Source organism: Streptomyces albiflavescens (assembly GCF_014645835.1).
GTDB classification, from domain to species: Bacteria; Actinomycetota; Actinomycetes; order Streptomycetales; family Streptomycetaceae; genus Streptomyces; species Streptomyces albiflavescens.
In genome coordinates, this window is sequence record NZ_BMMM01000007.1 from 344,306 (window position 1) to 363,345 (window position 19,040).

At 71.0% G+C, this 19,040-nt stretch carries 19 protein-coding genes; 10 read left to right on the top strand and 9 right to left on the bottom strand.

Annotated elements, in window-relative coordinates; genetic code table 11:
* Positions 1-79 precede the first annotated feature (79 nt).
* Positions 80-556 (bottom strand): GNAT family N-acetyltransferase, encoded by a 477-nt coding sequence (locus IEY95_RS21340; protein WP_189187671.1) that lies wholly within the window; start codon positions 554-556, stop codon positions 80-82.
* Positions 557-1,015: 459 nt separating this feature from the next.
* Positions 1,016-1,798 carry a S1 family peptidase gene (locus tag IEY95_RS21345; protein WP_189187672.1) on the bottom strand — a complete coding sequence of 261 codons (783 nt, stop codon included), beginning with the start codon at positions 1,796-1,798 and terminating at the stop codon, positions 1,016-1,018.
* A gap of 220 nt (positions 1,799-2,018) precedes the next feature.
* Between IEY95_RS21345 and IEY95_RS21350 the strand changes: the two genes are divergently transcribed.
* Together IEY95_RS21350 and IEY95_RS21355 are read left to right on the top strand one after the other, a co-directional pair.
* A complete protein-coding gene (locus tag IEY95_RS21350) occupies positions 2,019-2,915 on the top strand; it encodes a hypothetical protein (protein WP_189187673.1) in 897 nt (298 codons plus the stop codon).
* 129 nt (positions 2,916-3,044) lie between these two features.
* Complete coding sequence (locus IEY95_RS21355) at positions 3,045-3,788, top strand: ankyrin repeat domain-containing protein (RefSeq protein WP_189187674.1); 744 nt, start codon at positions 3,045-3,047, stop codon at positions 3,786-3,788.
* 277 nt (positions 3,789-4,065) lie between these two features.
* Here the strand turns inward: IEY95_RS21355 and IEY95_RS21360 are convergent, their stop codons facing one another.
* Complete coding sequence (locus IEY95_RS21360) at positions 4,066-5,508, bottom strand: MFS transporter (protein ID WP_189187675.1); 1,443 nt, start codon at positions 5,506-5,508, stop codon at positions 4,066-4,068.
* 132 nt (positions 5,509-5,640) lie between these two features.
* Here IEY95_RS21360 and IEY95_RS21365 point away from each other — a divergent pair, with 132 nt between their 5' ends.
* Positions 5,641-6,165 (top strand): MarR family winged helix-turn-helix transcriptional regulator, encoded by a 525-nt coding sequence (locus tag IEY95_RS21365; RefSeq protein ID WP_189187676.1) that lies wholly within the window; start codon positions 5,641-5,643, stop codon positions 6,163-6,165.
* A gap of 87 nt (positions 6,166-6,252) precedes the next feature.
* On the opposite strand, the gene IEY95_RS21370 is transcribed toward IEY95_RS21365, so the two are convergent.
* Positions 6,253-7,164: an SDR family oxidoreductase gene (locus tag IEY95_RS21370; protein WP_189187677.1), complete on the bottom strand. Its 912-nt coding sequence runs from the start codon at positions 7,162-7,164 to the stop codon at positions 6,253-6,255.
* 1 nt (position 7,165) lies between these two features.
* Positions 7,166-7,906 carry an SDR family oxidoreductase gene (locus tag IEY95_RS21375; protein WP_189187791.1) on the bottom strand — a complete coding sequence of 247 codons (741 nt, stop codon included), beginning with the start codon at positions 7,904-7,906 and terminating at the stop codon, positions 7,166-7,168.
* Between the two features lie 101 nt (positions 7,907-8,007).
* On the opposite strand from IEY95_RS21375, the gene IEY95_RS21380 reads away from it, so the two are divergent.
* Genes IEY95_RS21380 through IEY95_RS21400 form a run of 5 tightly spaced genes read left to right on the top strand, consistent with a single transcriptional unit; the run spans position 8,008 to position 12,140 of the window.
* The gene (locus IEY95_RS21380) at positions 8,008-8,760 is read left to right on the top strand and encodes an enoyl-CoA hydratase family protein (RefSeq protein WP_189187678.1); all 753 of its coding nucleotides are present in this window, start codon (positions 8,008-8,010) and stop codon (positions 8,758-8,760) included.
* The gene (locus IEY95_RS21385) at positions 8,757-9,632 is read left to right on the top strand and encodes a CoA transferase subunit A (RefSeq protein WP_189187679.1); all 876 of its coding nucleotides are present in this window, start codon (positions 8,757-8,759) and stop codon (positions 9,630-9,632) included. Before IEY95_RS21380 ends, IEY95_RS21385 begins: the two co-directional genes overlap by 4 nt.
* Entirely contained in the window at positions 9,629-10,438 is an 810-nt protein-coding gene (locus IEY95_RS21390; protein ID WP_189187680.1) for a CoA-transferase subunit beta, read from the top strand. Before IEY95_RS21385 ends, IEY95_RS21390 begins: the two co-directional genes overlap by 4 nt.
* The gene (locus IEY95_RS21395) at positions 10,438-11,502 is read left to right on the top strand and encodes an NAD(P)H-dependent flavin oxidoreductase (protein WP_189187681.1); all 1,065 of its coding nucleotides are present in this window, start codon (positions 10,438-10,440) and stop codon (positions 11,500-11,502) included. The genes IEY95_RS21390 and IEY95_RS21395 overlap by 1 nt, the downstream gene beginning before the upstream one ends.
* Positions 11,499-12,140, top strand: coding sequence for an SIMPL domain-containing protein (locus IEY95_RS21400; protein WP_189187682.1), 642 nt, complete (start codon positions 11,499-11,501; stop codon positions 12,138-12,140). The genes IEY95_RS21395 and IEY95_RS21400 overlap by 4 nt, the downstream gene beginning before the upstream one ends.
* A gap of 56 nt (positions 12,141-12,196) precedes the next feature.
* Here IEY95_RS21400 and IEY95_RS21405 read toward each other — a convergent pair whose 3' ends face one another.
* From IEY95_RS21405 to IEY95_RS21415, 3 genes are read right to left on the bottom strand one after another with little or no spacing between them, the layout of a single operon-like run.
* The gene (locus IEY95_RS21405; protein WP_189187683.1) at positions 12,197-13,354 is read right to left on the bottom strand and encodes an acetyl-CoA C-acetyltransferase; all 1,158 of its coding nucleotides are present in this window, start codon (positions 13,352-13,354) and stop codon (positions 12,197-12,199) included.
* Between the two features lie 23 nt (positions 13,355-13,377).
* The gene (locus IEY95_RS21410) at positions 13,378-13,989 is read right to left on the bottom strand and encodes a TetR/AcrR family transcriptional regulator (protein ID WP_189187684.1); all 612 of its coding nucleotides are present in this window, start codon (positions 13,987-13,989) and stop codon (positions 13,378-13,380) included.
* A gap of 15 nt (positions 13,990-14,004) precedes the next feature.
* On the bottom strand, positions 14,005-14,796 hold the full coding sequence (locus IEY95_RS21415) for an SDR family oxidoreductase (protein WP_189187685.1): 792 nt from the start codon (positions 14,794-14,796) through the stop codon (positions 14,005-14,007).
* Between the two features lie 72 nt (positions 14,797-14,868).
* Here IEY95_RS21415 and IEY95_RS21420 point away from each other — a divergent pair, with 72 nt between their 5' ends.
* Positions 14,869-16,014, top strand: coding sequence for an acyl-CoA dehydrogenase family protein (locus IEY95_RS21420; RefSeq protein WP_189187686.1), 1,146 nt, complete (start codon positions 14,869-14,871; stop codon positions 16,012-16,014).
* The gene (locus IEY95_RS21425; protein ID WP_189187687.1) at positions 16,014-17,324 is read left to right on the top strand and encodes an acyl-CoA dehydrogenase family protein; all 1,311 of its coding nucleotides are present in this window, start codon (positions 16,014-16,016) and stop codon (positions 17,322-17,324) included. The genes IEY95_RS21420 and IEY95_RS21425 overlap by 1 nt, the downstream gene beginning before the upstream one ends.
* Here IEY95_RS21425 and qcrB read toward each other — a convergent pair.
* Positions 17,299-18,975, bottom strand: a complete 1,677-nt coding sequence (gene qcrB / locus IEY95_RS21430) for a cytochrome bc1 complex cytochrome b subunit (protein ID WP_189187688.1) — start codon at positions 18,973-18,975, stop codon at positions 17,299-17,301. The genes IEY95_RS21425 and qcrB overlap by 26 nt on opposite strands.
* Positions 18,976-19,040: the final 65 nt, after the last annotated feature.

Below are 19,040 nucleotides of genomic sequence, written 5' to 3' on the forward strand. Positions count from 1 at the left end.
GCCGGGAGGGGCGAACGTGCCCATGGACAAAGGAGGGAGAGGAGTTGGACTAACGGTCGTCGGTCTGACGGTCGTCGGTCTAACGGTCCGATGCCCGCAGCACCTTGTGGAAGTGCACGTCCTGGTGCCCGCCCGGGATTCCCTCCGTGCGACCCGTCTCGCGGTAGCCGTGCCTGCGGTAGAAGTCGGGGGCCTGGAAGGTGAACGACGAGACGATCATCTCGGCGCAGCCGCGCCGGGCGGCTTCCTCCTCGGCCGCCTCGAGCAGTTTGCTCCCCCAGCCCGCGTGCCGCTGGTCCGCACGCACCCACAGCATGTCGACCGCGCAGCAACTGCCCCACACCCAGGCGGTGAGCCCGCCGACGAGTTCGCCCGCGGTGTCGGTCACGCGGACCGAGAGCGGCACGGGCGCACCGGCACCGGTGGCTTCCGCGTTGAACGCGGTGAGCTCGTCGTCGAGCCGCTGCTCCAGAACGTCGTCCTTGGCGCCGACCTCCAACGATGCGGGGACGGGCGGCTGTCGGACAGGGTCGGCGGGGTGTTCTTCGATGGTCATGGCGCGGAGTATGTCAGCGTCCCGGGGCGACCGCCGAGCGCGTTTCCGGCGCCGGCACGGGACACGGTCGAGGGCGATTCCGCCGGCGGACGCGGGCCGCGGCCGAGGACAAGCCGTCACCGCGCACGGGCCGCGGCCGAGCGCGTTGACGCCGCCGGGCACCGCCGCGTCCTCGCCTGCCGGTCTTCTCGTACGGCAGCACCACGCGGACCTGCCGGCCACCCTACGGCGCGGGGCCGACGGCGCGGGGCCGGCGGTGAGGGGACCACCGAGGGCGGTAACGCGTTCGGTGAGGGTGCCACCGAGGGCGGCAATGCGTTCGGTGAGGCCGACGAGGCGCCGGGAGTCACTTCCAGGCCGTCGAGGCCGGACATCCGGATGCCGAGCAGGAGGCGGGGCGCCCGCAACCGGGGTCACGGGCGCCCGCACCTCATGCGTACGAGACGACGGCCTCGGCCCTCACAGCCCGGAGGCCGCCCGGGCTATTTCGGCCGCGAACGTCGAGACCTCGCTGTACACGCCGGGGTATCCGGGCTCGGCGCAGCCCTGGCCCCAGCTGACGATTCCGACCTGGATGTAGGCACCCGTGTTGTCCTTGCGGAACATGGGCCCGCCGGAGTCGCCCTGGCAGGTGTCGACGCCTCCCTGCTGGACGAATCCGGCGCAGATCTCGTCACCGGGGACGAGATCACTGCCGTACGCCTGCTGACAGGTGGCATCGTCGACGAAGGGAACGGTGGCCTTGCGCAGGTAGCGCTGCTGACCGCCGCCCTCGCGGGTGGCACCCCAGCCGGCGACGGTGAAGTTCCCGTTGTTGTACGCGGTGGTGGTGGCGATCTTCAGGGTGGGCTGCTCGATCGGCCTGGCGAGCTTGATGAGGGCCCAGTCCTTGCCCTTGCCGTTGTAGCCGGGGGCCTGGAGCACCTTGGTCGACTTGACCTTGATCGCGCTGCTGCTCTGCAGGTCGACGACGCCGACGGTGGCGGTGATGGAGGTGTTGGTGCCCGAGCCGTCCACACAGTGTGCGGCGGTCAGGACGATGCTCTTGGTGTAGAGGGCGCCGCCACAGCCCATGGACAGCCGCACCATGAACGGGAACTCGCCCTGCGCCGCCCGGGTCCCGCCGACGACAGGCGCGGGTGCGGCCTGCGCGGACAGCGGCTGGAGGGACACCGCGGCGAGCGCGACCGCGGCGACGGCGAGCGCTCTTCTTATGAAGCTGAATTTCTTGAGAGACTTCAACGCGCTTCCTTTCGTGGGGGGTTGAACGCGAGGCGAAGGACATGCAGAGGTGCTATGGCATGCCCCTGCCAAGCTGGTGCGGATTATGGGGACCGCCGCGCAGCCCGGGCAAGGGCCGCATTCCGGCCAGACACCGCTCCGCCCGCCCGCCCATCCCCGCCGCCGGGTGAAACCCCGCTTAGAGTGGAATCCAGTGCGGACGTCTTCAGGGGGTGCAGACGTGGCGAACGGCGGACCCGTCGAGCACGGCTTCCCGCATCTGGACACGGTGCGGGCGTCGATCACCGCGCTCTACAAGCGGCTCTCGTACGACACCATCCACACCTTCGCGACCAGCGTGGCCCCCGCCGACGTGGCCTTCGCCGACACCGACGACCTGCATCTGGGCGCGCAGCGCGTGGCCCGCGAGATGGTGCGGCACTACCGGCTGCCGGACGCCCGGATGATCATCGGCTTCCGCGAGATGACCCACGCGGCGAACGTCGAACTCGCCGCGGGCCCCGAGTACTTCATCGAACTCAACGACCGCTTCCGCACCCACCGCCGCGACATCGGCGCCGCCCTCGCCCACGAGGTGATGCACGTCTATCTGCACCGCCTCGACCTCTCCTTCCCCGGCACCCGCGACACGGAGATCCTCACGGACACGGCGGCGACCTACCTCGGCGCGGGCTGGCTCCTGCTGGACGCGTACCGCGAGGACGCGGCGTCCTCGCAGAAGCTCGGCTACCTCACCCCCGAGGAATTCGGCTACGTCCTCGCCAAGCGCGCCCTCGTCTTCGGCGAGGACCCCGCGATCTGGTTCACCAGCCCACAGGCGTACACCGCGTACACCAAGGGGATGGCGCAGGCCCGCCGCGACGAACAGCAGCCCCCGCTGACCGCCGCCGGGTGGGCCGGCCGCCGCCGCTATGCGAAGGACCGCCGCTACGCCCAGGACCACCACGCCCCCGGGTCCCACCTCGGCGCCCCCTACGCCTTCACCCCGGACACCCGCGGCCCCCTGCGCGTGTCGTTCCCCTGCCCGACCTGCCACCAGCGGATCAGGGTGCCGGTGCGGGGCCGGGTACGGGCCCGCTGTGCGCTGTGCCGGACGGTGCTGGAGTGCGACACGTAAGGGGTGGGGTGCATGGTGTGGGGTGCAAGGGGTGGCGCAAGGGGGGTGTGCGAGGTGAGGTGTAAGAGGTGAGACAGAACACCCCAAAAGCTTTTGCCTCCTGCGTCCTTCGCGAGCGAGGGTCGAAGGATGAGCACGAACGACCCCGCGGCGCGCCTCTTCACCGCTGTGTACGAGAGTGACGAGGACGCTGTCGTACGGCTGCTGCGCTCCGGCGTGAGCCCGGAGTCGGTGGACGAGGACGGCCAGACGGCGCTGTATCTGGCCGCGGTGAGCGACCAACCCGGCATCGTACGACTGCTGTTGGCGGCCGGCGCCACCCCCGACCGGCTCAGCCAGGGTACGGACGCTCCGCTGTGCGGTGCGGCCTGCGGCGGCCATACGGCGGTGGTGCGCGCGCTGCTCGCGGCCGGGGCCGGCCCGGACACGGTGGAGGAGTTCGGCTTCACAGCCCTGACGTGGGCGCTGCGGCGGGGCCACACCGAGGTCGCGGAGGCCCTCCTCGCGGCCGGTGCGGACCCGAACCGGCCCGGCCCGACCGGCCAGCCGCCGCTCGTGGCGGCCGCGCACCGCGGCTCGCCGGGGTGCGTGCGAGTCCTTCTCGCGCACGGAGCACAGGCGGCCGCCGAGGCTCTCGCCGAAGCCCGCCGGTGGCTGTCCTTGGACGTGGAGGCCGAACTCCACGCGGGCCTGGCCCGGACCCACGGCCCCGGTCACCCGTCCGCGACCCACCGCTACCCGGCGGAGGAAGGCGTCATCGTCGAGGTCCAACTCCTTGACGCGGAGGGCCGCCCGTTCGCCGCCGACGATCAGCAGACGGGGCACGCCGAGACAGCGGCGCTTCTGGAAACGGCCTTGCGGGCAGCTCCCTGAGCGGGGGCCGCTCCCGGGTTCTTGCGCCCCCTCCGCCCCTGCCCTCCCCCAAGCTCTCGGCTTCGCCCGAGCAGGGGGGCGCCGCATCGTCGCTTGGAGGCTCCGCCCCCACCCCCCGCCAAGGGGCTCCGCCCCCTGGACCCACGCAAGGGGCTCCGCCCCCTGCACCCCCATCGGCCTTGACGGCCTCGCCCTCAAACGCCGGACGGGCCGAAAGCGGCCCGTCCGGCGTTTGAGGAGCGGGGGTCCTAGGCGGAGCCCACAGGGACGATGCGGGTCACCCCTGATGCTCAGCCACTGCCCGCCGCGGCAGCGCCACACACAGCCCCGCGCAGAGCACGAACCCGCCCATCACCCAAGGCATCGCCGAGGTCAACGCCCCTGTCAGTCCACCCGACGCATGACCGAAGAACACGCTCCCGATCACAGCGGCACCCACAGCCCCACCGAACTGCTGAGCCGTGGAAAAGATGCCGGACGCCCCACCCGCGAGTTCACCGGGCACCGCGGACAGCACCACGTTCACCAGCGGCACCACCAGGAACCCCAGCCCCGCCCCCGCAAGCACCAGCCCCGGCACCAACGGCCATGCCCCGGTGTGCGCGGCGGAGGAGTCCTCGACCGCCGCCCAGATCCATCCGAAGCCCCCGGCCATCAGCAGCGCCCCCGCCCCCAGCACCAGCCGCCCGAACCGCACGGCCAGCCAGTCCGCCGCGGGTGCGGTGAGGAAGCCGCCGACCGAGAAGGCCACGGTCAGCACGCCCGCCTGGGTCGGGGTGTAGCCCTCGCTGCCCTGCAGCCAGATCGCGAAGATCAGGAAGAAGCCCTGCATCCCGACGGAGAAGATGAGTTGGACCAGGACGCCCACCGAGAACGCGGGAAGCCGGAAGGCGCGGGAGGGCAGCAGCGGCACCGTCACCGACCCGCGCCGACGGGCCTCGTACACCCCGAGCCCACCCACCGCGAGCACCCCGCCGGCGAGGCAGATCCATCCCCACAGCGGCCACCCGTTGCCACGCCCCTGCACCAGCGGAAGCACGATCGCGACGAGCCCGCCGGCCAGGAGCGCGCTGCCGAGCACGTCGGGCCGCCCGGTGGACCGCTCGCGCGTGGCCGGGACGAGGACGAGTCCCGCCGTGAACGTGCAGAGGGCGACCGGCACGTTCACCAGGAACACGGACCGCCAGCCCCAGCCGAACAGATCCGCGTCGGTGAGCACGCCGCCGAGCAGCAGCCCGATCGCGGAGGCGAACCCGGCGACGGCGCCGTACATCCCGAAGGCGGCTCCACGCTCCTTGCCCTGGAAGAGCGTGCGGAACGAGCCGAGCACCTGTGGCATCAGCACCGCCGCCATCACGCCCTGCACGGCCCGCGCGGCGATCAGTTGTCCCGGCGACTGGGCGATCCCGCACCCGAGACTCGCGAGCCCGAAGCCCGCCGTGCCGACGAGGAAGAGGGAGCGGCGCCCGAACCGGTCACCGAGATGCCCGGAAATGATCAGGGTCGCGGCGAAGCCCAGCAGATACGCGGAGACCAGCCACTGCAGGGCGCTCTGCGAGGCGTGCAGGTCACGACCCATGGACGGGATCGCGACGTTCACGATCGTCACGTCCAGCAGGTCCATCAGCGCCGCGACCATCATCACGACGGCTGCGGCCCAGCGGCGCGGATACGGCTCCGCGAGGGGTGAGGGGGGTGCTGTTGCGAGGCTCGTGGACATGGCGTCTCCCGTTGCTCCGGATTCATGCGACTCGGCATTTATTTCGTTCGGGCTAACGAAAGACTTGCATCACCACCACCGTGATCGCAAGTCCTTAGTTCGACCGAACGAAATATTTGTTAGCCTGAACCCATGAGCAGCGGAGACGAGGACGCCAGCGGAGACAAGGACGTCAGGGGCGACAGGGTCGACGGAGCCGCCGACGACCGGCGGGCCAAGGCACTGGACCGGCTCATGACCGTGGGCCGCGAGCACAGTGGCGTCACGGTGATGTTCCATTCGGCGGTCGCGGCCATGCAGGGCCTGAGCGCCACCGAGAGCAAGACCCTCGACCTGCTCCAGCGGTTCGGCCCGCTGACCGCGAAGGACCTGGCCGAACGCACAGGCCTGGCCCCCGCGTCCGTCACCGGCCTGGTCGACCGCCTGGAGAGCAAGGGCTTCGTCCGCAGAGTCAAGCACCCGACCGACAAACGCCGGGTGGTCGTCGAGCTGAACCAGGAGAAGATCGCCGAGCTGGCCGTGTTCTTCGACGACTGGGCGCGCGATGTCGTCGAGGCCTGCGAGGAGTTCAGCACGGAGGAGCTGGAGACCGTGAACCGCTTCCTGTCCGTCATGTCCGAGCGGCAGCGGAAGGCCGCCGCCCGCCTCTCCGGCTAGACAGGCGACGGCCTTCCGGCCCCTGTCCCAGCCGGGGCTGCCCGGTCCAGGGCCCCAACTCCTGGGTGCCGTACGCCGATCGCGCTACTACGCCCCGTACACCGCCCCCGGAACCTCTGCCTCCGCGAGCAGTTTCAGCGTCGCCTCGCCCGCCTCCGACGGCGTCCACCGCGCGCCCTTGTCCGCGGTCGGGCCCGGTCGCCAGCCCTCCATGACGGTGATACGCCCGCCCTCGGTCTCGAAGACCCGTCCGGTGACGCCCGCGCTCGCGGCCGACCCCAGCCAGACCACCAGCGGCGAGACGTTCTCGGGTGCCATGGCGTCGAAACCGGTGCCGGGCATCGCCATGGCCTCCACGAAGGTCCGCTCGGTCATCCGGGTGCGGGCCGCCGGAGCGATCGCGTTGACCTGGACTCCGTACCGCCCCATCTCGGCGGCGGCGACGAGCGTCAGCCCGACGATCCCGGCCTTCGCGGCGCTGTAGTTGCCCTGCCCGACCGACCCCAACAGCCCCGCTCCGCTGCTGGTGTTGACGACCCGGGCCACCGGCGTACGCCCCGCCTTCGCCTCCGCCCGCCAGTGCGCCGCCGCATGCTTGAGCGGCAGGAAGTGACCCTTCAGATGGACGCGCAGCACGGCGTCCCAGTCGTCCTCGTCGAGGTTGACGAGCATCCGGTCGCGCAGGAACCCGGCGTTGTTGACGAGCGTGTCGAGGCGTCCATACGCCTCCAGGGCGGTGCGGATGAGCGACGCGGCCCCCTCGGTCGTCGCGATGTCACCACCGTGGGCCACCGCTTCGCCGCCCGCCGCACGGATCTCGTCGGCGACCTGCCGAGCGGGGCTGTCCGGTCCCGGCATGCCGTCGAGGCCGACCCCGAGATCATTGACGACGACGCGCGCGCCCTCGGCGGCGTACGCGAGCGCGTGTGACCTGCCGAGTCCACGGCCCGCGCCCGTGACGATCACGACACGCCCCTCGCACAGCAGCGGTGTGCTCATCTCACTTCTCCTTGTTGGCGGTTGCGGCATCGAGGAAGGCGGGCAGCTCCCCGCCCCCGTGGACGAGCAGCGAGGCCCCGCTGATGTAGGCGGCGGCGTCCGAGGCGAGGAAGACGGCGGCCTCGCCGATGTCGGACGGCTGGGCGAGACGGCCCAGCGGGACGGTGCGCGCGACGGCGGCGATGCTCTCCTCGCCGCCGTAGTGCAGGTGCGCCAGCTCGGTGCGGACCATGCCGACGACCAGGGTGTTGACCCTGATGTCCGGGGCCCATTCCACGGCCATCGAACGGGCCAGGTTCTCCAGGCCCGCCTTGGCCGCCCCATAGGCCGCCGATCCGGGTGACGGTCGCGTCCCGCTCACGCTGCCGATCATCACGACTGAGCCCTTGGCGCGCTTGAGGTGCTCGTAGGCGGCGATCGACGCGGTCAGCGGGACGGTGAGGTTGAGCTCGATCACGCGCGCGTGCCGCTCGGCGTCCGCTTGCGTCAGCGGCCGGTAGGGCGTGCCGCCCGCGTTGTTGACCAGGACGTCGAGCCGGGGCAGCGCGTCGAAGAAGGCGTGCACGGCCGCCGCGTCGCGCAGGTCGACGGACACGAAGTCGGTTCCCTCCAGGGGCACCTCGGGCGGCCTGCGCGCACAGACCACGACCTGCGCGCCGGCCCGTGCGAACGTCTGCGCGATGCCGGCCCCGACCCCACGGGTGCCGCCGGTGACGACGACGGTCCTGCCTCCGAGATCCATGGCGTCCACGTTGTCCACAGTGCCTCCCGCGCGGATGCATTCGCTGCTAGCTTCGAGTCTGTACCTAACAAACGTTTGGTGGAAAGGTAGCTGATGCACCCATGGGTGTCTCCACCTCGTCCCCGGAAAAGGGGATTTCCGTCGTCACGGTCGACTTCCCGCCGGTGAACGCACTGCCGGTGCGGGGCTGGTTCGACCTGGCCGACGCCCTCCGCGCGGCGGGCCGCGACCCCGAGATCCGCTGTGTCGTGCTGGCGGCCGAGGGGCGTGGTTTCAACGCGGGCGTCGACATCAAGGAGATGCAGCGCGACACGGAGGGGCATCGCGCGCTCATAGGCGCCAACCGCGGCTGCTTCGAGGCCTTCGCCGCGGTGTACGAGTGCGAGGTGCCCGTCGTCGCGGCGGTGCAGGGCTTCTGCCTGGGCGGCGGGATCGGGCTCGTGGGGAACGCGGACGCGATCGTGGCCAGCGAGGACGCGACCTTCGGGCTGCCCGAGCTGGACCGGGGCGCGCTCGGCGCGGCCACGCATCTGGCCCGCCTTGTGCCACAGCACCTGATTCGCGCCCTGTACTACACCTCGCGCACCGCCACCGCCGCCGAGCTGCACGCGCACGGCTCGGTGTGGAAGGTCGTGCCGCGCGAGGAACTGCGCACGGCCGCCCTGGATTTGGCGCGCGAGATAGCCGCCAAGGACGGTCACCTCATCCGGCTCGCGAAGGCCGCGATCAACGGCATCGATCCCGTCGACGTGCGCCGCAGCTACCGCTTCGAGCAGGGCTTCACCTTCGAGGCGAACCTCGACGGAGTGGCCGACCGCGTCCGTGACACCTTCGGAAAGGAGGCCGCCCGGTGAGCGACAAGACCATGTCGGCCGAGGAAGCCGTCGCCCGGCTGGAGAGCGGGATGACCCTCGGCATCGGCGGCTGGGGCGCGCGCCGCAAACCGATGGCCCTGGTGAGAGCGCTGCTCCGCACCGAGATCACCGATCTCACCGTCGTCTCGTACGGCGGCCCCGACGTGGGCCTGCTGGCCGCCGCCGGACGGATACGCAAACTCGTCACCGCCTTCGCGACCCTCGACTCGATCCCGCTCGAACCGCACTACCGCGCGGCGCGCGAGAGCGGCGCCCTGGAGCTGATGGAGGTCGACGAGGCGATGTTCATGTGGGGGCTGCGCGCCGCCGCGAACCGCCTGCCGTTCCTGCCGGTGCGGGCGGGCATCGGCTCGGACGTGATGCGGGTCAATCCCGGCCTGCGGACGGTCACTTCGCCGTATGTCGACGAGTCCTCGGGGACAAGGGAGGAGTTCGTCGCCATGCCCGCCCTACGCCTGGACGCGGCCCTGGTTCACATGAACCGCGCGGACCGCCTCGGCAACGGCCAGTACCTGGGCCCGGATCCGTACTTCGACGACCTGTTCTGCGAGGCGGCGGACGCCGCGTATGTGTCATGCGAGCAGCTCGTCGAGAACATGGGCACGGCGGAGCTGACCAAGGAGGCCGCGCCGCAGACACTGCTGCTCAAGCGGTCGAGCGTGACGGGGGTCGTCGAGACACCGAACGGCGCGCACTTCACCTCGTGCGTGCCCGACTACGGGCGCGACGAGGCCTTCCAGAGGCTGTACGCCACCACACCGTACGCCGAGTTCGCCGAGCGGTTCCTGAGCGGGGACGAGCACGCCTACCGGAGCGCCGTCGAGGCCTGGCAGAGGGAGTGGAACCAGTGAGCACGACCCGAGCGGAGACCGGAGCGAAGGCGTCTCGCGCCGAGTACTGCGTGATCGCCTGCGCCGAGACCTGGCGGGGCAACGGCGAGGTGCTCGCCAGCCCGATGGGCGTGATCCCGTCCATCGGCGCCCGCCTCGCCAAGCACACCTTCTCGCCCGACCTGCTGCTGACCGACGGCGAGGCGATGCTCGTCGGCCTCGACGGCGCGCCGGAAGGCTGGCTGCCGTACCGGCAGCATCTGACGATGGTCACCGGCGGCCGCCGGCACGTGATGATGGGCGCGAGCCAGATCGACCGCTTCGGCAACCAGAACATCTCCTGCATCGGCGACTGGGCCAAGCCCAAGCGCCAGCTGCTGGGCGTGCGCGGCGCCCCGGTCAACACGCTCAACAACCCCACGAGTTACTGGATCCCGAAGCACTCGCCGCGTGTCTTCGTCGAGCGGGTCGACATGGTGTGCGGGGTGGGGTACGACCGTGCCGCCGCCGCGGGGCCGAGCGCCACGCGCTTCCACCGCATCCCGCGCGTGGTGACCGACCTCGCCGTCCTCGACTTCGCGACACCCGACCACTCGATGCGCCTCGCCTCGCTGCACCCGGGCGTCACGGTCGAGCGGGTGAGGGAGGCGACGGGTTTCGAGCTGACCGTCCCCGACGAGGTGCCGTACACCCGTGAACCGACTCAGGACGAGCTGGAGTTGATCCGCGAGGTCATCGACCCGACGGGCACCCGGGATCGCGAGGTCACCGAACCCAAGAGCACCCGGGATCGCGAGGTCCCGGACAGCGGCAGGGGCGGGCGCTGATGGAGACCGCGCTGACCCGGCTCGTCGGCGTCCGCCACCCCGTCGTGCAGACCGGCATGGGCTGGGTGGCAGGCCCGCGCCTGGTCTCCGCCACGGCGAACGCGGGCGCGCTGGGCATCCTCGCCTCCGCGACGATGACACTCGACCAGCTGCGGGACGCCGTACGAGAGGTCAAGTCCCGTACGGACGAGCCGTTCGGGGTCAATCTGCGTGCGGACGCCGGGGACGCGGGCGACCGGGTGCGGATCATCGTCGAGGAAGGCGTGCGGGTCGCGTCCTTCGCCCTCGCCCCCTCGCGCGAGCTGATCGCCGAGCTCAAGGAGGCGGGAGTGATCGTCGTCCCGTCCATCGGAGCTCGCCGGCACGCCGAGAAGGTGGCCGCCTGGGGTGCCGACGCGGTGATCGTGCAGGGCGGCGAGGGCGGCGGACACACCGGCGAGGTGGCGACCACCGTGCTGCTGCCGCAGGTGGTGGACGCGGTCGACATCCCGGTCGTGGCGGCGGGCGGCTTCTACGACGGGCGGGGGCTGGTGGCGGCGCTGGCGTACGGCGCGGCGGGCATCGCGATGGGGACGCGCTTCCTTCTGACCTCCGACTCGACCGTTCCGGACGCGGTGAAGGCGAAGTACCTGGCGGCGACGGTCAAGGACGTCATGGTCACCACGGCGGTCGACGGACTCCCGCACCGCATGCTGCGCAGCGAACTCGTCGACTCCCTGGAGAAGTCCGGCCGTACGAGCTCCCTTGTACGGGCCGTCCGCCGAGCCGCCGGGTTCCGGAAGATGTCCGGCCTCTCCTGGTCGCAGATGATCCGCGACGGCCTTGCCATGAAGCACGGCAAGGATCTCTCCTGGAGCCAGGTCCTGCTCGCCGCCAATACGCCGATGCTGCTCAAGTCCTCGATGGTGGACGGGCGTACGGATCTGGGGGTGATGGCCTCCGGGCAGGTCGCGGGCGTGATCGAGGACCTGCCGTCATGCGCGGAGCTGGTCGGGAGGGTGATGGCGCAGGCGCACGAAACTCTCGACGCGCTCCCGGTTCCGGGTGTTTCAATGCCCGGATGACTCAGTCGATCAGAGAGCCCTGGGGCCTCAGCGTGTTCGGTGCGGGAAGCGTACGGGCGGAACCTCAGCTGGTACGTGTGAAGCTGGCGGTGGATGTGCTGGAGCCTTCGCCCGACAAGGCGTTCCAGGAGGCGGGCACGTCGGTGTCCCGGCTGCGCGAGACGTTGCGTCGGCACGGCATACCGGATGCGTCGGTCTCCGGTTCCAAGCTGTCGCTCAACTCCGAGTACGACGGTTACGGAACCGGCCGGAAGTTCCTCGGCTATCGCTGCCAGGCGTCGTACGTCATCGAGACCGAGACGATCGACGACCTGCAGCAGCTCATCGTCGACGCGGTCGACGCCGGCGCCAACCGTGTCGACGACGTCGTCTTCGACGTGCGCGACAAGCCCGCGCTGCGCGACGAGGCCCGGCGCAGGGCGGTGGCCGCGGCCCGCCGGAAGGCGGAGATCTACGCGGAGGCGGCGGGCGTCTCGCTGGGCACCGTCCTCCATGTGCAGGATGTGGACGCCGAGTCGTGGGAGTTCCGCGGTCACCGCGGCCACGGCGGCGGTGGCGGCAGTTCCGAGGGCGATCTGGCACCCGGCATGGTGGAGGTTCACGCGGGCGTGCTGCTGGGCTTCTCGCTCGGCCGCTGACGTGCCCCTGGTGCGCGACGGCACCTCTTGGGTGTCGCCGCGCACCAAGGCCGGTGTCAGAGCCGCTCGATGATCGTCACGTTCGCCTGGCCCCCGCCCTCGCACATGGTCTGGAGGCCGAACCGGCCGCCCGTTCGCTCCAGTTCATGGAGGAGCGTCGTCATGAGCTTCACACCCGTGGCCCCGAGCGGATGGCCCAGCGCGATCGCGCCACCGTTGACGTTGACCTTCTCCGGGTCCGCCCCGGTCTCCTTCAGCCAGGCGAGGACAACCGGAGCGAAGGCCTCGTTGATCTCGATGAGGTCGATGTCGCCGATGGACATGCCGGTCTTCTTCAGGGCGTACGCGGTGGCCGGGATGGGGGCCGACAGCATACGGATGGGATCCTCGCCGCGCACCGAGAGGTGGTGGACCCGCGCGCGGGGCGTCAGCCCGTGTTCGCGGACCGCCTGCTCCGAGGCGAGCAGCATCGCGGCCGCGCCGTCGGAGACCTGGGAGGAGCAGGCGGCGGTGATGGTTCCGCCCTCGACGACCGGCTTCAGGCCGGCCATCTTCTCCGCCGAGGTGTCCCTGCGCGGGCCCTCGTCCACGGCGACCTCCCCGTATGCCACCGTCTCGCGCGCGAAGCGCCCCTCGTCGATGGCACGGATCGCCCGCTGATGGGAGCGGAGCGCGAACTCCTCCTGGTCACGGCGGCTGATACCCCACTTCGCGGCGATCAGCTCGGCGCCATGGAACTGGTTGACGGGCCGGTCGCCGTAGCGTGCCCGCCAGCCCTCGCTGCCCGCGAAGGGGCCCTCGGTGAGACCGAGCGGTTCGGCGGCCTGGCGGGAGGCGAAGGCGATGGGTATCTGCGACATGTTCTGGACGCCCCCGGCGACGACCAGGTCCTGGGTGCCGGACAGCACGCCCTGCGCGGCGAAGTGGATCGCCTGCTGGGAGGACCCGCACTGCCGGTCGATCGTGACGCCCGGCACCTCCTCGGGCAGCCCGGCCGCCAGCCAGCAGGTGCGGGCGATGTCACCGGCCTGCGGCCCCACCGTGTCCAGACAGCCGAAGACGACGTCCTCGACGGCGGCCGGGTCCACACCCGACCGCTCGACCAGGGCCTTGAGGACGTGTGCTCCGAGGTCGGCCGGGTGGACACCGCTCAGGCCTCCCCTGCGCCGCCCGACGGGTGTGCGGACCGCTTCGACGATGTAGGCCTCGGCCATGACAACTCCCTCGCAGACATGGGTTATTCGCGTACGGAGATCCCGTCGAGGACCATCGACAGGTACTGCCGGGCGATCTCCTCCGGGCTGTGCTGTCCACCGGGCCGGTACCAGGACGCGGCGACCCACACGGTGTCGCGCACGAACCGGTAGGTGAGCCGGATGTCGAGGTCGGCCCGGAAGACCTCGGCGTCGACGCCGCGCTCCAGCGTGCTCAGCCACGCCTTCTCGAAGTTGCGCTGCGACTCGGCGAGGAACGCGAAGCGCTGCTGGGCGGCGAGGTGCTTGGACTCCTTCTGGTAGATGGCGACGGCCGCGCGGTGCCGGTCGATCTCCCGGAAGGACTCGGTGACCAGGGCCTCCAGGGTTTCCCTGGGGCCCAGTTCGGCGTCCAGGACGGCGTCGTAGCCGTTCCAGAGCTCGTCGAGGAAGGTCCGCAGGATCTCCTCCAGCATCGATTCCTTGGAGTCGAAGTGGTAGTAGAGGCTGCCCGCGAGCATCCCGGCCTCGTCCGCGATCTTGCGGACGGTGGTGGCGTTGTAGCCCTGCTCGGCGAAGACCTCGGCCGCGGTGTCGAGGAGTTCGCGTCGCCGCTCGGGCGAGGCGGTCACCTGGGGCTTCTTCTTGGTAGGCACGGTCCCATTGTCGTCCTAGGCGTGCTGGCTGCTGACGGCGACGACCTCGCCCGTCATGTACGAGGAGTAGCCCGACGCCAGGAACACGATCACGTTGGCCACCTCCCAGGGCTCGGCGTGGCGTCCGAAGGCCTCGCGCGCGGTCAGCTCGTCGAGGAGCTCGGGCGTGGTGACCTTGGCGAGGTGCGGGTGCATGGCGAGGCTCGGTGACACGGCGTTGACCCGCACGCCGTACGCGGCGGCCTCGATGGCGGCGCATCGGGTGAGCGCCATGACGCCGGCCTTCGCGGCGGCGTAGTGGGCCTGGCCGGACTGGGCGCGCCAGCCGACGACGGAGGCGTTGTTCACCACGACCCCTCCACCGTCCTGCTCCTTGAGCCGCCGCAGCGCTGCCCGGGTGCACCGAAACGTGCCGTTCAGCGTGACGTCGAGCACCTTCGACCACTGCTCGTCGGTCATGTCGACGAGCGCCGAAGTGCCGCCCAAGCCGGCGTTGTTGACCACCACGTCCAGGCCGCCGTGCAGTGCGACGGCCGTGTCGAAGAGGGACTGGACCTGGGCCTCGTCAGTGACGTCGCAGGGCAGTGCGGCGACACTCGCGGCACCGAACTCCTCGGCGAGTGCCTGCTCGGTCTCCTTGAGCCGCCGTGTGTGCGCGTCGCTGATCAGCACGCGCGCGCCCTCCTCCAGAAACCGGCGGGCCGTGGCTCCGCCGATCCCGGCACCCGCGGCGGCGGTGACGACGGCGGTGCGCTCCTTCAGCAGCCCGTGCCCAGGTACGTACTCCGGACCCTCGACGTCTGTCATGACTCCACGCTAACCTACCAAACACTTGTTAGGGAAGGTTGCCACAGAGATCACCACCGAAAGGTGCCTCCGATGGATCTCGCCCACTCGCCCGCCGACGAGGCGTTCCGCGCCGAGGCCCGGGCCTGGCTCGACGCCCATGTCCCGGCCGATCCCCTCCCCTCGCTGGAGACCGAGGAGGGCTTCGCCGCGCACCGCGCGTGGGAGGCCGAACTGGCCGCGGACCGCTGGTCGGTGGTGTCCTGGCCGACGGTGTACGGCGGCCGGGACGCGGACATCGTCCGGTGGCTGGTCTTCGAGGAGGAGTACTACGCGGCGGGCGCGCCGGGCCGGGTCGGCCAGAACGGCATCAGTCTCCTCGCACCGACACTCTTCGACCACGGCACGCAGGAGCAACGCGCGCGCGTGCTGCCGTCGATGGCCACGGGCGAGGTCATCTGGGCACAGGCCTGGTCCGAGCCCGAGGCGGGCTCCGACCTGGCCTCCCTCACCTCGCGCGCGGCGCGTACGGCCGGCGGCTGGCTGCTGAGCGGGCAGAAGACCTGGTCGTCGCGGGCCGCGTTCGCCGACCGCGCCTTCGGCCTGTTCCGCAGCGATCCGGACACCCCGAAACCCCACCAGGGCCTGACCTACCTGATGTTCGACCTCCGCGCACCGGGCGTGACGGTCCGCCCGATCGGCCGTCTGGACGGCAGACCGGCGTTCGCCGAGCTCTTCCTGAACGACGTGTTCGTCCCGGACGACGACGTGATCGGCGAGCCGGGCCAGGGCTGGCGGATCGCCATGTCGACCGCGGGCAACGAACGCGGGCTGACGCTGCGCTCACCGGGCCGATTCCTCGCCGCCGCCGACCGTCTGGTGTCCCTCTGGCGCACCCGGGCGGACCCCACGGACACGGCCCTGCGCGACCGGGTCGCCGACGCGGTGATCGGCGCCCGCGCCTACCAGCTCTTCACCTACGCCCATGCCTCCCGTTTCCTCGACGGCGAGAGCATCGGCCCGGAGTCCAGCATGAACAAGGTCTTCTGGTCCGAGTACGACATCGCGCTGCACGAGACCGCGCTCGATCTCCTCGGCCCGGCGGGCGAGTTGACGGACACCGACTGGTCCGAGGGGTACGTCTTCTCCCTCGCGGGTCCCATCTACGCCGGCACCAACGAGATCCAGCGCGACATCGTCGCCGAGCGGCTGCTCGGCCTCCCGAAGGGACGCCGCTGATGCGTTTCCTCCTCGACACCGAGCAGCGCGCCTTCGCCGCCTCCCTGGACGCGATGCTGACCTCCGCGGACACCCCCGCGGCCGTCCGCGCCTGGGCCGCGGGCGACCATGACCCGGGCCGCGCCCTGTGGGCCCGCCTCGCCGACGCGGGCGTCTTCGCGCTGGCGATACCCGAGGCGTACGAGGGTGTGGGCCCCCTTCCCGTGGAACTGGCCGTCGCATTCACCGAGTTGGGCCGACACGCGGTGCCGGGCCCCCTGGTGGAGACGGTGGCGGCTGCCGCGCTCCTGTCCGCGCTCGGCGCATCGGGACCCGCCAAGCGCCTCCTGCCGACGCTCGCGTCGGGCGAGGCGGTGGCCACCCTGGTTCTGCCGGGCGGGGCGCCGTATCTGCTGGACGGGGATACGGCGGAGGTGCACCTGGCGGTGCGGAGCACGGGTGAGACCGCCGATGTGCACCTGGCACAGGCGCCGGTCCGCACATCCGCTCCGCTCACGACACCGCCGGCAGCCGACGACACCGAGAGCAGCGGCTCGCCGGCCGCATCGCGCGGCACGACAGAGCAGGCACCGGTCGGCAGCAGCCAACAGGCCGGCAGCGCCGGCGACGCAACGGGCGCGCCCGCGCCCGCGCCCGGACACGAGGCCTCGCGGATCTCCGGGACGCCCGGGACCTCCACGATGTCCGGGACCTCCGGAGCCCCCGACACCCCCGCGCCTCCCACACTCCCGACGGCCCCCTCACCCCCCAGGCCCTCCCCTCGCCCCTCCCCCGACCCGGCCCCTCGCCCCTCGCTCGACCCGGCCCGGCGGCTCACTCGTCCCCACCCGGGCGGTGAGCTCCTCGCCACGGGGCCCCAGGTGGCTCGCGCTGCCGCCCAGGCCCTCGTGTGGGCCCGGCTCGCCACCGCGGCCCAAGCCCTGGGAGTCGGGCTCGCGCTGCTCGACCGGACGGTCGGCCATGTGAAGCAGCGGAGCCAATTCGGGGTACCCATCGGCTCGTTCCAGGCCGTGAAGCATCGGCTGGCGGACGCGAAGATCGCCCTGGAGTTCGCGCGGCCGCTCCTCTTCGGGGCCGCCCTGTCGATGGCACCGGCCGATGTGGCCGCCGCCAAGGTCACGGCCTGCGAGGCCGCGTACGCCACCGCCCGGAGCGCGCTCCAGCTGCACGGCGCGATCGGCTACACGGCCGAGTACGACCTCTCTCTCTGGCTCACCAAGGCCCGCGCCCTGCGCACCGCGTGGGGCAGCCCGGCCGAGTGCCGGGCAGCGGTGCTGGCCGGTCTCAGTGGTGGTGGTCCTCGCCCGTGAGCTCCTGGTACTCCTCGACCGTCGGCTTCGGGATCTGCGTACCGGGTCCGTACAGGGCCCGGGCCAGCCGGGCGCGCAGCCGACGGGAGGGGCCCACCCGACGGACCACGCCGTTGGCGTCGACGAGCGGACCCACCTCGTACGGCGACGCCTGCTCGTGCTGAGTGAGGGTGAAGCGCTGCGCCTGCGAGAGCGGTTCGTGGACCTCGACGTACTCGCCGTGCGGAAGCCGCTTGATGATGCCGGACTCGCGCCCGTGCAACACCTTGTCGCGGTCGCGGCGTTGCAGCCCCAGACAGATCCGTTTCGTCACGACGAAGGCGAGCGCGGGCCCGACGAAGACGGCGATCCGGACGAACCAGGTGATCGCGTTGATCGAGAGATGGAAGTGGGTGGCCCACAGGTCGTTGCCGCCCCCGACCAGCAGGACGGCGTACAGCGTCAGCCAGGCGACGCCGAGCCCGGTGCGGGTGGGCACGTTGCGCGGCCGGTCCAGGATGTGGTGCTCACGTCTGTCCCCGGTGACCCACGCCTCGATGAACGGGTAGACGGCGATGGCGGTCATGATGAGCGGGAAGAGGGAGAAGGGGATGAAGACGCCCAACTGCAGGGTGTGGCCCCAGGCGTTGATCTCCCATCCCGGCATCACCCGGATCAGGCCCTCGGAGAAGCCCAGATACCAGTCGGGCTGAGCTCCGGTGGTCACCAGGTCGGGACGGTAGGGCCCGAAGGCCCACACGGGGTTGATCGTCGCGATCGCGCCCATGATCGACAACACCCCGAAGACCAGGAAGAAGAACCCGCCCGCCTTGGCCATGTAGACCGGCATGAACGGCATGCCGACGACGGACTTCTGGTCCCGTCCGGCCCCGGGGTACTGCGTGTGCTTGTGGTAGAAGACCAGGATCAGATGGGCGACGACCAGGCCCAGCATGATTCCGGGCAGCAGGAGTACGTGGATCGGGAAGAAGCGCGGAATGATGTCGTGCCCCGGGAACTCCCCTCCGAAGAGGAAGAAGGAGAGATACGTTCCCACGATCGGGATCGACAGGATGGCGCCCTGCGCGAAGCGGACGCCGGTGCCAGAGAGCAGGTCGTCGGGGAGCGAGTAGCCGGTCAGCCCGGTGATCAGGCCGAGCATGAGCAGGGTCCAGCCGAACAGCCAGTTGACCTCGCGCGGCTTGCGGAACGCGCCGGTGAAGAACACCCGCATCATGTGCACGAGCATCCCGGCGAGGAAGACGAGCGCCGCCCAGTGGTGGATCTGCCGGATCAGCAGTCCGCCGCGCACATCGAAGCTGATGTCGAGCGTGGACTCGTACGCCCGCGTCATGATGATGCCGTTCAGCGGCTTGTACGAGCCGTGGTAGACGACCTCGACGCCGCTCGGCTCGAAGAACAGGGTGAGATAGACGCCGGTGAGGATCAGGATGAGGAAGCTGTAGAGGCAGACTTCGCCGAGCATGAACGACCAGTGGTCCGGAAAGACCTTGCGCATATTGGCCTTGGCCAGCCCGTAGATGCCCAGCCGCCCGTCGGCCCAGTCCGCGAGCCGCTCCCCTTTGCCCGCCTCGCCCCGCCGCCCGGTACTGGAGGTCCCGACCTGTGAAGTCCCGTCAGTCCGGCTGGTGTTGACGTCTCGCACACCCATACGCCGCTCCCCTCGGCCCCCAGGGTGGCATGGCGCTCGGCCGAAGCCAACGGGGCGTCACGAGC